The sequence below is a fragment of the Flavobacterium sp. genome (assembly GCF_047602195.1).
In the GTDB taxonomy this organism is placed as follows: Bacteria; Bacteroidota; Bacteroidia; order Flavobacteriales; family Flavobacteriaceae; genus Flavobacterium.
Genome location: NZ_JASGHW010000004.1, coordinates 381200 through 395511 on the forward strand (window position 1 = coordinate 381200; position 14312 = coordinate 395511).

The 14312-nt window shown below is 49.7% G+C and carries 12 protein-coding genes; 6 read left to right on the plus strand and 6 right to left on the minus strand.

The features are described from left to right. The first annotated feature begins 183 nt into the window (after positions 1 to 183). The 4 genes from QM717_RS08070 (at position 184) to QM717_RS08085 (ending at position 4395) form a co-directional block, all read left to right on the plus strand. Positions 184 to 1152 carry a S66 peptidase family protein gene (locus tag QM717_RS08070; protein ID WP_415036638.1) on the plus strand — a complete coding sequence of 323 codons (969 nt, stop codon included), beginning with the start codon at positions 184 to 186 and terminating at the stop codon, positions 1150 to 1152. An 8-nt stretch (positions 1153 to 1160) separates the two neighbouring features. Beyond that, positions 1161 to 1742 carry a nucleoside monophosphate kinase gene (locus QM717_RS08075; RefSeq protein ID WP_415036640.1) on the plus strand — a complete coding sequence of 194 codons (582 nt, stop codon included), beginning with the start codon at positions 1161 to 1163 and terminating at the stop codon, positions 1740 to 1742. Positions 1743 to 1768: 26 nt separating this feature from the next. After that, complete coding sequence (locus tag QM717_RS08080; RefSeq protein ID WP_415036642.1) at positions 1769 to 2128, plus strand: YraN family protein; 360 nt, start codon at positions 1769 to 1771, stop codon at positions 2126 to 2128. Between the two features lie 80 nt (positions 2129 to 2208). Beyond that, positions 2209 to 4395 (plus strand): M12 family metallo-peptidase, encoded by a 2187-nt coding sequence (locus QM717_RS08085; RefSeq protein ID WP_415036644.1) that lies wholly within the window; start codon positions 2209 to 2211, stop codon positions 4393 to 4395. 67 nt (positions 4396 to 4462) lie between these two features. Here QM717_RS08085 and QM717_RS08090 read toward each other — a convergent pair whose 3' ends face one another. The 3 genes from QM717_RS08090 to QM717_RS08100 are packed head-to-tail and all read right to left on the minus strand — an operon-like array spanning position 4463 to position 8802. Continuing rightward, positions 4463 to 4813: a nuclear transport factor 2 family protein gene (locus QM717_RS08090; RefSeq protein WP_415036646.1), complete on the minus strand. Its 351-nt coding sequence runs from the start codon at positions 4811 to 4813 to the stop codon at positions 4463 to 4465. Positions 4814 to 4822: 9 nt separating this feature from the next. Then, on the minus strand, positions 4823 to 8161 hold the full coding sequence (gene mfd, locus QM717_RS08095) for a transcription-repair coupling factor (RefSeq protein WP_415040101.1): 3339 nt from the start codon (positions 8159 to 8161) through the stop codon (positions 4823 to 4825). A 20-nt stretch (positions 8162 to 8181) separates the two neighbouring features. Further along, positions 8182 to 8802, minus strand: a complete 621-nt coding sequence (locus QM717_RS08100; protein ID WP_415036648.1) for a hypothetical protein — start codon at positions 8800 to 8802, stop codon at positions 8182 to 8184. Between the two features lie 156 nt (positions 8803 to 8958). Between QM717_RS08100 and QM717_RS08105 the strand changes: the two genes are divergently transcribed. After that, positions 8959 to 9909 (plus strand): L-threonine 3-dehydrogenase, encoded by a 951-nt coding sequence (locus tag QM717_RS08105; RefSeq protein ID WP_415036650.1) that lies wholly within the window; start codon positions 8959 to 8961, stop codon positions 9907 to 9909. Between the two features lie 140 nt (positions 9910 to 10049). Here QM717_RS08105 and QM717_RS08110 read toward each other — a convergent pair whose 3' ends face one another. After that, positions 10050 to 10535 (minus strand): nuclear transport factor 2 family protein, encoded by a 486-nt coding sequence (locus QM717_RS08110; protein ID WP_415036652.1) that lies wholly within the window; start codon positions 10533 to 10535, stop codon positions 10050 to 10052. Positions 10536 to 10577: 42 nt separating this feature from the next. After that, the gene (locus QM717_RS08115) at positions 10578 to 11960 is read right to left on the minus strand and encodes an ammonium transporter (protein ID WP_415036654.1); all 1383 of its coding nucleotides are present in this window, start codon (positions 11958 to 11960) and stop codon (positions 10578 to 10580) included. Positions 11961 to 12168: 208 nt separating this feature from the next. On the opposite strand from QM717_RS08115, the gene QM717_RS08120 reads away from it, so the two are divergent. Next, positions 12169 to 13767, plus strand: a complete 1599-nt coding sequence (locus QM717_RS08120) for a Na+/H+ antiporter (protein WP_415036656.1) — start codon at positions 12169 to 12171, stop codon at positions 13765 to 13767. On the opposite strand, the gene QM717_RS08125 is transcribed toward QM717_RS08120, so the two are convergent. Then, a complete protein-coding gene (locus QM717_RS08125; protein ID WP_415036658.1) occupies positions 13768 to 14220 on the minus strand; it encodes an NUDIX domain-containing protein in 453 nt (150 codons plus the stop codon). Positions 14221 to 14312 lie beyond the last annotated feature (92 nt).

The following is a 14312-nucleotide window of genomic DNA, read 5'->3' on the forward strand; positions in this document are numbered from 1 at the left end:
AGTTATAAAGTCGCAAAGATGCAGGGTTGCAAAGTTTTTATGAGGAGCTATTTGCTTCGCCAGTCGCAAGCTCGAGTCGACCGCAGGGAGAAATTCATGCCGCAGGCTAATAATTTGAGATTTCTCCCTGCGGTCGAAATGACACAACAACAAATTAATATATTTGTCACAACTGAAACCACCATGAAAAATCCAAAAATCCTTTCCCTAATCTTCCTCGGACTTTTCATCCAAACCACACTAGCACAAAGAAAAATGATCACACCCGAATTTTTACAAAAAGGCGATACCGTGGCCATTGTCGCCACGGCCCGAAAAATAGACGCCGCAACGCTACAACCTGCCGTTAAACTTTTGGAAAGCTGGGGACTGAACGTCGTACTCGGCAAAACCATCGGCAAGGAAGACCACCAGCTCGCCGGCCCCGATTGGCAACGCGCCACCGATTTCCAGGAAATGATCGACAACCCTAAGATCAAGGCGATTTGGGCAGCCAAGGGCGGTTACGGAACGGTCAGGATTATCGACCGCATCGACTTTACGGCGTTCAAGAAAAAGCCCAAATGGATCTGTGGCTTCAGCGACGTGACCGTGTTGCACAGTCATCTCAACAACATGGGCATCGAAACAATCCACAGCTTGATGGCCGTGAGCGCCAAGACTGCAACGCCTGAAGCAATCGAATCATTCCGAAAAGCATTGTTCGGCGAATCGTTGTCGTATAAACTTCCCGATGCGCCGTTCAATAAAAATGGCAAGGCCAAAGGCGAACTCGTCGGCGGAAATTTATCGGTGCTGTACAGCGTCATGGGTTCGAAATCGGAAATCGATTACAAAGGCAAAATCCTGTTCATCGAAGACCTCGACGAATATCTGTACCACATCGACCGCATGATGATGAACCTCAAACGCAATGGCTATTTCGATGGACTCAAGGCGGTCGTCATCGGCGGCATGACCGAAATGAACGACAACGACATCCCGTGGGGCAAGGACGCGCTGCAAATCGTACAGGACGTTCTCAAAGACTACAAATTCCCAATCATCTACAATTTCCCGGCGGGGCACATCAAAGACAACCGCGCGATGATTTTTGGCAAGACCGTATCTATTGAAGTCACCGATGCGGGTTCGACGGTCAAATTTGAATAAGGGTTAAAATGGGAACATTTCACCTTCTTTTTTTGGACCACCCGATTTCCTTCGGCAAAACGGCAGCAGTTTTTAGCCAGAAATGGGATGCGGCTGTTTTGAATTTGGGCGAAATGGTCCGCAAAGAATTCAGGCAAGAATCGGAGCTCGGCACAGCAATCCAATCCTATTTGGGTCAAGCGGAAATCATCCCGGATGTTTTGCTGCAAAGATTGGTGTTGGTTGAACTCGACAGGCACAAAGGACAAAAGGTGCTGCTGTACGGTTATCCCAAAACGCAGGAGCAATTCGTTGCGATGAAAGACCAACTCGTGGAAAATGGATGGGAAATAGAATCCATCTGGTATGTCAGTCACAACAAAATCGATCATTTTCTGGAGCAATACCTGCAAAAGCCGGACATGAAAGCATCGATGGAGAAATACGACGGTGTTGAAGCATTTCTGGAAAGAGGCAGGGCACAATATGCCGAGCGAAAAAAAGCCATTTTCGATCTGCAACAATCAACCGCCCCGATTCCTTGGCAGGTGCTCGAAATCAACGACGAATCTGAAATCGAACAAAAACTCACCCCATTTCTGAAAATCTGAAAATCCAATAATCTGACGATCTAAAAATGGCCCAGCACAACGAACTCGGCAAACTCGGCGAAGCAATGGCCGCCGAATTTCTTCGGCAGGAGGGTTATGAAATCCTCGAGACCAATTGGGTGTTCCAAAAAGCCGAAATCGACATCCTTGCGCAAAAAGGAAATGTTTTGGCGGTCGTCGAAGTCAAGACACGCTCGTCCATTGACTTTGGGTTGCCGCAGGATTTTGTCAAGCCCCAAAAAATCCAATTGCTCGTCAAAGCCGTAAACCAGTATGTGAATGCGCATAATTTGGAGGTGAACGTGCGTTTCGACATTATGGCCATTGCCAAAGACGGTAACCAATTCAAAATAGAACACTTAGCCGATGCTTTCTTTTATTTCTAGCGGTGAAAAATATGGATGAAACTGTTGTCCCGCTTGAAATATTGTTTACATTTGATGGCTTTTACTTAATCTAAAAAACTATGAAAAAAATAATTACTATGATGCTGTTGTTTGCATCGGTGGCCAGCTTCGCGCAGAAAGCCGTGGCTACCAAAGTGGGCCAACTGGTCTCACAAAATGCAGACTTCAAACGCGTTTCGATGCTGACCGTTTCCGATGGCATTGCCAACGACCAGAACCGCACCGCTGTTGAAAAAGCGACCTATGCCAAACTCAACACCCAGGAATTGACCCACCTGATGGCGGCCAAACACGAATACATCGAACTCGAGATCCCGTATCTGGGCCAGACGATCAAGACCCAATTGTACAAGGTCAATCCATTTGCCAACGGCTTCCACGCCGATACCGACCAGGCCAAAAATGTAACCTACGAACCCGGAATTTACTACCGCGGCATCATCAAGGGCGACCAGAACTCGGTGGTGTCATTCAGTTTCTTTAAAGGGGAATTCGGTGGATTTATCTCGGGCAAGAACCTCCAAAACCTCGTCATCGGGAAATTGGACAAGGCCAACAACACCTCGGATTACATCGTCTACTCGGACCGCGACCTCAAATTGCTCAACCATTTTTCTTGCCAAACCAAAGATGTGCTGCAGGAAGGACAAACCATTTCCAACCGCAACCCAGAAGGTGTCGCACCCAAATGCGTGACCATGTACATGGAAATGGATTACAACCTCTACCAAGCCAACGGCAGCAGCGTGACCAATACCAACAACTGGGCGACGCTTGTGTTCAACGAAGTCCAGACCTTGTATGAAAACGACCTCATTACCGTATCGCTCAAGTCGACTTACGTTTGGACGACCGACGATCCGTATGAAGGCGAAAGTTCTTCGGATTATTTGTACCAATTCAACGATTTGCGTCCGGCTTTTGACGGCGACCTCGGGCAATTGGTCGGCATCGATCCGGGCGGATTGGGCGGTGTGGCCGTAACCATCGACGGATTGTGCGCACAGAACAACTTCAGCTATTCGGATGTCAATTTCAGTTACCAGGAAGTACCGACCTATTCGTGGACGATTATGGTCATCACGCATGAATTCGGCCACCTGATCGGTTCGCCGCACACACACGCCTGTGTCTGGAACGGCAACAATACGGCCATCGACAACTGTGGTCCGTATGCGTTGGGCGAGGATTGGGAAGGCGCCGAATGCACCGATTTCAATGCACCGATCATCCCATCGCAAGCCGAAGGCGGCACCATCATGAGCTACTGCCACTTGACCGATGCCGGAATCAATTTCAACAACGGTTTCGGAATCCAGCCGAGAAACCAGATCCTTTCAGCAATTGCTGGCGCGAACTGCCTCAGCACCGATTGCATCAGTACCTGCATCAATGCGGTAGCCGATGTCAACGTGGCTGTCGTGGGAACCGATGCAACCGTGACCTGGACCGAACTCGGCGATGCGACTTCATGGCAAGTCGCCGTGACACCATTCGCCAGCAACAACCCGACTTGGACGACCGTGGGAGCGACGACCTATTCGACTTCTGGTTTGAACCCGAATACCTTCTATAAGTTTTGGGTACGCCCGATTTGCGGCGCCGGACTCACCGCGCCCAATGACCGTAAGGTTTTCGTGACCGGGGCGGCCTGGTGCAGCAACATCCAAATTACCGATACGGGCGGCACGAACAACGAATACACCAACAATGAAAGCTATGTAAGGGTCATCATCCCGAATGTGGCCAACAAGAAAATCCAATTGACCTTTACCGAATTCGACCTCGAAGTCGATTACGACTACCTGTATGTGTACGACGGAAATTCCACATCGGCACCTGACTTGAGCAGCGGCGGATTCACCGGAACCGATATTCCTGGCCCATTCACCTCGACGGCTGCCGACGGCTCATTGACCGTTCGTTTCTATGCCGACGGCGGGGTAACCGAGGAAGGTTATGTGGCCAATGTGTCTTGCCTCAATGTATTGGGAACCGAAAGCTTCCAGCCGAACATCGATTTCCTGTATTATCCAAACCCGACTAGTGGACAGGTAACCATCCAATCCAAAACGCCAATCGACGCGGTTTCGGTATACAACGTGGCTGGGCAATTGCTCTACAACAAAAAGATTAATGCGATGGACACCAAGGTCGATATCGCTTCGTTTGCGACGGGAACTTATTTCTTTAAGCTCAAGTTCAACGACAAGGAAGCCAATTTCAAGATCGTCAAGATGAACTAAACCAATTTTATATAAATGAAAAAACCACTCTCAAAAGGAGTGGTTTTTTGTTTGATGCGGTTTGGAGTTATTCCGTTTCGATGTCCATTCGGCGCAACAAATCGTCCTGTACGGTGTAGATGTGCTTGACCATGCCATCAAACAGGAGGTTGCCCTGCGGATCTTTGACCGTTTGGTGGACAGAAACTTCCATTGTCCCATCGGGTCTTGGTGCAAATCCGACGGGGGCTACAGTTGGATTGATCTCGGTCCATTGTTGGGTCCAATAATCGCGGATGGCGTCGTGTCCGCTTACATAGCCTCCGACAAAGGCACGCGGCCATTCCACTTCGGGATGAAAGGTGGAAAGCGCCGCATCGATGTCGCGCGCGTTGAATGCAGCGTATGCTTTTCGGATTAAATCGGTGGTGTTTTCCATGAGGTTGGTTTATGTATTTTCGAGCAGTTCCATCAATTCCAGCGCCTTGCTGATCGACTTCACGTTTTCAAAAGTCAACAGCAAACGCAATCCGTTCGGTGTTTGTTTTTCCTTCATCTTGCACAGCGCCGGGTATTTCTGCACGAACTGCAAGACCTTGTGGAATCGGTTGGATTGGTAATAATCCGATTGTTGGTCCGATACGAAATAGGCGATCATCTTGCCCTGTTTCATCACAATTTTCTCGATGCCGAACTGCAATGCAATCCACTTGATGCGGATCGAATTGAGCAAAGCCGAAGCCGGTTTCGGAAGCAATCCAAAACGGTCGATGAGCTTGCTTTCGTAAGCCGACAATTCTTCTTCGTTCTTGACCAGACTCAGTTCGTTGTACAAAATGAGTCGCTCCGAAATGTTGTTGATGTAGTCGTCCGGGAACAACAATTCGAAATCGGTGTCGTATTGCAATTCCTTGACATAGGTCTTGGTTTCGATGTCGTTTTCGGTTTCGTACAATTCCTTGAACTCATTTTCCTTGAGTTCCTCAATCGCCTCGTTCATGATTTTCTGGTAGGTTTCAAAACCGATTTCGTTGATGAAACCACTTTGTTCGCCGCCCAATAAATCGCCTGCCCCGCGGATTTCCAAATCCTTCATCGCAATGTTGAACCCGCTGCCGAGTTCGCTGAATTGCTGCAAGGCGTGGATGCGTTTTCGGGCATCGTCGGTCATCATGTGGTAGGCCGGCGTGATGAAATAACAGAACGCCTTCTTGTTGCTTCGGCCCACACGGCCGCGCATCTGGTGCAGATCGGACAGTCCGAAATTGTTGGCGTTGTTGATGAAAATCGTATTAGCGTTCGGTACGTCGAGTCCGCTTTCGATAATCGTTGTGGAAACCAACACGTCGAAATCCCCATTCATAAAACCGAGCATGAGTTCCTCGAGCTTGTGGCCTTCCATCTGTCCGTGTCCGATCCCGACTTTCGCGTCGGGCACCAAACGTTGGATCATCCCCGCAATTTCCTTGATGTTCTCGATTCTGTTGTTGATGAAAAACACCTGGCCGTTGCGTTGGATTTCATACGAAATCGCGTCGCGGATCAGTTCTTCATTAAAACTCACGACCTGCGTCTCGATTGGGTAACGGTTCGGTGGTGGTGTCGTGATCACCGACAAATCGCGCGCGGCCATCAGTGAAAACTGCAACGTTCTTGGAATCGGCGTGGCGGTCAATGTGAGTGTATCGACATTGGCGGCAATCGTCTTGAGTTTGTCCTTGACGTTGACGCCAAACTTCTGTTCCTCGTCCACAATGAGCAAACCGAGGTTCTTGAACTTGACATTTTTATTGACCAATTGGTGCGTCCCGATCAAGATATCGAGCCGTCCTTCTTCCAATTGTTTCAAGGTTTCGGTCTTTTGTTTGGCCGTACGGAAACGGTTCAAATAACCGATCGACACCGGCATTTCCTTCAAACGCTCCGAAAACGTACGGAAATGTTGGTAGGCCAAAATCGTCGTCGGAACGAGAACGGCAACCTGTTTTCCGTTGTCGACGGCCTTGAACGCGGCACGGATCGCGACTTCGGTTTTGCCAAAACCCACGTCGCCGCAGACGAGTCGGTCCATCGGGCGGTCGCTTTCCATGTCGGCTTTGACCTCGGCCGTGGCCTTGATCTGGTCGGGTGTGTCTTCGTAGATGAACGAACTCTCGAGCTCATTCTGCAGGTAACTGTCGGGCGCATATTGGAACCCTTTTTCCAAACGGCGCTTGGCGTAGAGTTGGATCAGGTTGAACGCGATGTGCTTGACACGCGCCTTGGTTTTCTGCTTGAGCGTTTTCCAGGCGTTCGAACCGAGCTTGTAAATCTTGGGCGGTGCGCCGTCCTTGCCGTTGTATTTGGAGATTTTATGCAGCGAGTGGATGCTCACGTACACGATGTCGTTGTCGGCATACACCAATTTAATGGCTTCCTGCGTTTTGCCCTCGACCTGGATTTTCTGCAATCCGCCGAACTTGCCGATGCCGTGGTCGATGTGCGTCACATAATCGCCCACCGATAACGAAGTCAATTCCTTGAGCGTGATCGTCTGCTTTTTCGAATAACCGTTCTTGATGTTGAACTTGTGGTAGCGCTCGAAAATCTGGTGGTCGGTGTAGCACACGATCTGGTTTTCGTCGTCGATAAACCCTTGGTACAACGGGAAAACAATCGTGTGGTATTGCTTGCGGATGTTCTCGTGGTTGGCTTCATCCAAAGATTCGAAAATATCATCAAAACGCTTGGCCTGCGCCTCATTCGAACAGAACAAATAATTCTTGTAGCCGTTGAATTGGTTCTCGCTGAGGTTGTTCAAAAGCAAATCGAACTGCTTGTTGAACGACGGTTGCGGCTGGATGTGGAAATCAAAACCCTTTTCGGATTGGAAATAAGGTTTGGCCAATTCGACGACGGTAAAATCGCTCGCTTTCTTTGCAAACGCCTCGCGATTCAGGAACAATTGTTCGGGCGCGACGTGGTTGACGGTCGAATGGAGGTTGTCGAAAATCTCCTGCGATTTCTCGAACAATTTCGTCAGCTTGGCCAACAGCAATTCGGTGTTCTGGAGGATCAGTGTCGTATTTTCGGGGATGTAGTCGAGGAAACTTTCGCGGTTTTCCTGAAAGAATTTGTTCTCGACATTCGGGATGATCGTGATTTTCTTTTGTTTTTCGATCGACAATTGCGTCTCGACATCAAAACTCCGGATGCTGTCGACCTCGTTGCCAAAAAACTCGATGCGGTACGGATGGTCATTCGAAAACGAAAACACGTCGATGATGCCGCCGCGCACCGAAAATTCGCCCGGTTCCGAAATAAAATCGACGCGTTTGAATTCGTATTCGAACAGTACTTCGTTGATGAAATCGATCGAAATCTGGTCGCCCACGGCCACTTTGAGCGTGTTCTTTTCGAGGTCTTTGCGCGTGACGACTTTCTCGAAAATTGCCTCGGGATACGTGACGATGAGCGCGGGTTTCTTGCGTGAATTGATGCGGTTCAAAACTTCGGCGCGCAACAAGACGTTGGCATTGTCGGTGTCCTCGATTTGATACGGACGACGGTACGAGCCCGGATAAAACAACACGTCGTTCTCGCCGATCATCTGTTCGAGGTCGTTAAGGTGGTAGGCCGCTTCTTCCTTGTCGTCGAGCACAAGCAGGAACGGATTGTCCGATTTCTTGAACAGCGCCTGCACGACAAACGACAACGAGGAACCGATCAATCCGTTCAAATGGATTTTGCGGCCGGGCTGTTGGAGACTATCGCCAATTTGCTTGACTTTAGCCGAATCGTCGTAAATGTGGAACAGGTTGGTTTTACTCAAGGTTTATGGGTTTTAGCGGCGTTCGGGATTCCTGTCGGTACCATCGGCTTGGTGTTCGGGATGGCGCGCGCCGTGTCGAGCATGCGCAGCATATCCGATTCGCCTTCTTCTTTCGGGATGTTGCTTTTGCGGACGATTTCGTCCATCTGGCGGTACAAGGCCAACAATTCCTCATTGACATCGCGTACCAAACCCACCACCTTTTGGTCGGGGATTTCCTGTAGGTTGATGTACAGGTTGATCGAATTGATCTTGGTCGTCAGCACCGAAATGCGGCTTTTGACCTCGGGTTTGTTGAACGCCTGCGGGATGTTATTGTTGAGATCCTTGGCCTTGGTGGACAATTCCTTTGATTTTTTCTGGAACGCACCAATCGAACTCTTGGGTTTCTGTGTGAGTGCCTGCAAAAACAGCCGCAGTTCGCTCCAATTGTTGAGCATGCCCTGCGTTTGCGGGTTGAGCGAAGGCGGGGTAAAATTCCACCCATTGTTGATGTTGGTAAAAATCTGTTCCTTTTTCTGGGCATCTTTTAAAGCAGCCTGGCGCTGGGCATCTTCATCGCGGCACGAAAAAAGCAGCATCAGCGAAAAAAACAAACAGAATATCCTGGTTTTCATAAGCATCTCGATTGAACGGCAAAGTTACAAAGGTAAAATGAAAGTTGGCCCGCGAAAGCCGCATCGAAATTATAATTTTGTTAAAATAATCCGCACCGAAAGGCCAAAAAATAATTGGCGAAAACGTTATCTTTACGCCCTTATAACAACCAACTCATGAGTACAAAAATTTTGATTATTGGTGCGTGCGGCCAAATCGGTACCGAGCTCACACACAAACTCCGTGCGATTTACGGTACCGAAAATGTCATCGCTTCCGACATCCGCAAACTCAACAACGAGGTCGTCAATTCCGGCCCGTTCGAGGTCGTCAATGCGCTCGACTTCAACCAGATTGAACACATTATCGAACAATACCAGATTGATGAAGTTTACCTCATGGCGGCGCTGCTTTCGGCCACCGCCGAGAAAAATCCGGCCTTTGCGTGGGATTTGAACATGAACTCGCTGTTCCACGTATTGAACCTGGCCAAAGCCAAAAAGATCAAGAAAATCTTCTGGCCGTCGAGCATCGCGGTGTTCGGGCCGACTACACCAAAGGAACAAACCCCGCAATTCACGACGATGGAACCTTCAACCGTTTATGGCATCAGCAAACAGGCCGGCGAAAGATGGTGCGAATACTACCACAATATTTTTGGGGTCGATGTGCGCAGCATCCGTTATCCGGGGCTCATCAGTTGGTCGACACCGCCGGGCGGGGGAACCACCGATTATGCAGTCGATATTTATTACAAGGCTTTGGCCGACAAAAAGTATGAATGTTTTCTGTCTTCCGAAACCAAAATGCCGATGATGTACATGGACGATGCGATCCGCGCGACCATCAGCATCATGCAGGCGCCCGAGGAAAGCATCAAAATCCGTTCGTCCTACAACCTGGCCGCGATGAGTTTTACGCCAACCCAAATCGCCGCCGAAATCCAAAAACACATTCCGGAATTCACCATTTCCTACAATCCCGACTTCCGTCAGAAAATCGCCGACAGTTGGCCGGCCAGTATCGATGACAGCCGTGCGCGCGAGGATTGGGGCTGGAAACACGAATTCGGTCTCGAGAACATGACCGTTGACATGCTCGAACACCTCAAGGACAAACAACACTAAATAAAAATGCCGCTCCTCATAAGCGGCATTTTCGTTTAAAATTGGGTAGGAAATAAATACATTCAGCCAGGCTGAACACGTTTACGTTTTTCAACTCTTTACATACGGCAAATGGTGCTGAATGGTTTTCCTATCGGAATTTATTTGGTTTTGAGGCTTTTGGCGTAATTGTCGTCGAAAGCCGATTTGAGTTTGACGACCGCCTCGATATTGTCGTTCGGAACGGTCATCGAAAGGACATAGTGTACGATTTTCCACTTTCCGTTTTCTTTGCGCATCACGCCCGAACCGCGGCACAATTTCATTTGGGTGTCGAGCAATTCGTCGAACCAGGCCATGTCTTTGGCAGCATTAAAGAAAACGTGACGCTGGATGGCCGTAAAACTCCACGCCTTGCCCTTGTCGAAATACGGTTTGGAAAAATCCTTGAATTGTTTGAGGTTCCAGTTTTCGGTCGCATCGGTGCCGATGAAAATGCCATCGTCGGTCATGAACGAAAAATAAGTGTCGAATTGGGCCTCGGCGGCGGCTTTGTGCCAAGCGTCGAGTGTTTGGTTGACTGCTTCCGTCTGTGCGGAAACAAGGCTGAACGCCAGCAAGGCGAACAAAGAGAAAAGCTGTTTCATGTCGGTGGATTGTTTTCCCGAAAGTACGCAAAAATATGACAGCTACCGCATCAAGTCGATGATTCCCATCGGGACGGGTTTGCCGTGTTCGAGGCTTTCGTCGTGCTGCGACAAATCAAGTCCTTGGTGTTCGGCCGCTTCAGAGACGCGCAGCGGGATGATCCAGTCGGTGATGCGAAACAGCAACAGCGAACCGAAAAAAGTAAACACCGATACCAATACCAAAGCCATCATGTGGTGGGCAAAGACATTCCAACCGCCGTGCAGCAGGCTCGCATTTTCACCCTGTGCGAAAATGGCCGTGAGCAGCATGCCCATGATACCGCCCACACCATGGCAGGCAAAGACATCGAGCGTGTCATCGACTTTCTGCATCGCCTTAGACGACAATACTTTGTTCGAAACGATGGCCGTGATGAATCCGAAGAACAAACTTTGCGGGACCGTGACATAGCCCGCCGCAGGAGTAATGGCAACTAAACCTACGACGGCACCTATGCACGCGCCCAAAGCGGAGACCTTGCGGCCGTTGAGTCTTTCAAAGAAAATCCACGTAAGCATGGCCGAAGCCGAAGCCGTGGTGGTCGTGGCGAAAGCCATCGCTGCGGTGGCATTGGCAGCCAGTGCTGATCCGGCATTGAAACCGAACCAGCCAAACCAGAGCATGCCAGTGCCGAGCAACACAAACGGGATATTGGTGGGTATGTGGTGGCTATTTTTGCGTTTGCCGAGTACCATCGCGCCAGCAAGCGCGGCAAATCCGGCGCTCATATGCACGACGGTTCCGCCCGCGAAATCCTTGACCCCGAAATAGGTGCCGAGGATGCCTGTCGGGTACCATACCGAATGGCACAGCGGCGCATAGATGAGCAAGGTGAACAAACAGATAAAAAGCAGGAACGAGATGAACCGCACACGTTCGGCGAACGAACCCGTGATGATGGCCGGGGTAATGATCGCGAATTTCATCTGGAACAAGGCGAATAACATAAACGGAAGGGTCGCGGCCATGGTCTTGTGCGGCAAAACGCCCACATGGTCCAGAAACGCAAAGGTGGATGGATTGCCGACCAGGCTGTAAAATTGCCCGTCGATCTCAAAACCAAGCGGCTCGCCAAATGAAAGGCTGAACCCCACGACGACCCACAACAAACTCACCACGCCCAGACAGATGAAACTCTGCAGCATCGTCGAAATCACATTTTTCTTGCCGACCATGCCGCCATAAAAGAACGACAGTCCCGGTGTCATGAGCAGTACGAGTGAGGAAGCCGTCAACAGCCAGGCCACATCGGCGGGGACGATGGCATCGGTGCTGCCGAATTGCAAGGCGATTTGTGGTGTTTGGGTAGGTGCAGGCCAGCACAATCCAGCCAAGGCAATCACCGTAATTAATCCAAAAGAAATGACCCAGCGCTTCTTCATTATGTGTTTTATTTTAATATTAACCCTAAAAAATTACAGGTTAAAAGTATAAAAATGGATAATAACTTTTAAACAGCCCCTAAAGAATTAGGGTTAAATTTAAATAATCGAAATAAAATTTAATTTTTTAGATTTTATCCCATACTTTTTTATCGATTTCTTACCAATCGACGTTTCCCAAAAATTAAAAAGCTTCGTATATTCGGGCATGGAAAACATTACCGTCATCTTGATGCTGCTTTTCGGCATCGCCTTTATGGGATTGCTCAGCAAACGATTCAATTTCCCTTTCCCGATTGTCCTCGTCCTGAGCGGCGTCCTGATCAGCATTATTCCTGGCCTTCCAGTCATCGCGCTCGATCCCGAAATCGTCTTCATCATCTTTCTGCCGCCGCTGTTGTATTACGGTGCCTGGTATACGAGCTGGCATGATTTCAAGGCAGCGATCCGTCCCATAACGTTGGCGGCTATCGGTTTGGTGCTCTTTACGACAACCGCCGTCGCCGTGGCCGCGCATTACCTGATTGCCGACATGAGTTGGCCATTGGCCTTTTTGATCGGCGCCATCGTTTCGCCACCCGATGCGGTTGCCGCGACTTCGATCACCAAAGGACTCGGATTGCAACCGCGGCTCATCACCATACTCGAAGGCGAAAGTCTGCTCAACGATGCCAGCGGCCTGATTGCCTACCGCTATGCGCTTACCGCCATTACGGCCGGCAATTTCTTTTTCTGGCAAGCCAGCGTGAGTTTCCTGATCATGGCCACGGCCGGAATTGCGATCGGGTTGGCGCTCGGTTATGCGATGTACCTGATCCACAAATACTTTGTTTGCGATCCGATTATCGAAGTGACTTTGACGTTCCTGACGCCGTTCGCCGCTTATTTATTGGCGGAACATTTTCACTTTTCGGGCGTACTGGCTGTCGTTGCGACGGGATTGTACTTGTCGTTTCGTTCGTCCAAAATATTCACGCACCAAAGCCGCATGATGGCGATGAGCGTATGGGATGTCGTGGTGTTTATCCTCAACGGATTGATTTTCGTGTTGATCGGTCTGCAATTGCGCGGCGTGATGGCAGGGATTTCAGAATATTCAACCACTTCCTTGGTCATCTGGGGGCTTTTGATCAGTTTCATTGTGATTGCCGTGCGTTTCATCTGGGTAGTTCCGGCCACGCTGGTCCCGCGGATGTTGAGCAAAAAAATCCGCACCAAAGAGCCGTTCGATCCGCGCAACATGGTCGTGTTCGGATGGGCTGGCATGCGCGGGGTGGTATCGATGGCGGCGGCCTTGGCCTTACCGCTGACCCTGGCCGATGGCACGGCATTCCCACACCGCAACCTGATTATTTATTTTACTTTTTGCGTCATCGTTTCGACTTTGGTATTGCTTGGTTTGACGTTGCCGTGGCTGATCCGCAAACTCAAGATCGAACCCTATTCGGCCTATGCGGAAGAATATGAGGTGCGCAACCTGGTCGTCTCGCAAACCATCACGCACATCGAGGACAATCTTTCGCTGTTGCAGGACGAATTGCTGCACAACATCAAGAGCAAATACGAGGTCAAATACAACCGTCTGCAAAAAACCGAACTGCCGGCCAATTATTTCGGCAAGGGCGAAACCCTGGGCACCGACATCTTCAACCAGTTCACCAAACTCCAGATCGATTTGATCCAGGTCGAAAGGCAGAAGCTCGAGCAACTGCACCTGGAAGGCAACAACGAAGAAGTGCTGCGCAAGATCGAACGCGAGCTCGACCTCGAGGAAACGCGGCTCACGATGGAAATGTACAACGAGTAATCAGTTCAATTTGGAGACCAGTTCCAATATGAAGCTTTGTTGTGCGGGATTGATTTTTTGAAGTGCCGTTTCAACCGAAAACCATTCGGCTTTATCAATTTCAAGAAAACTTTGCCTGATGCCCGACTGGGGCGGCCATTCGATCTCAAAGGTATTGCTCACGAGGGTTTCTGCGTTGAGGTCGCCCTCGAGAGCCCAGGCCATCACGGTCTTGCCCGATTGGAGTGTAACGGATTGCAATGCGATAAAATGGCCGTCGGGTCTGGTACCGGTTTCTTCCTCGAATTCGCGGATGGCGGCATCGAGCGGATCTTCATCATCGGTGAATTCGCCTTTGGGAATCGACCAGCTTTCCCGATCCTTGTTTTTCCAGAACGGCCCGCCAGGATGCGCGAGCAACACCATCAGTTCGGGTGTCTTTTTGTAGAGCAATATGCCGGCGGATTGGCCCATAAGGAAGCAGGTTGTAGATGGCGTTCCGTACAAAGATAGCAAAGCTGTAGGCGATGAACGGATAAAGGTTTGGCAACCAGTATTTTTAAAAT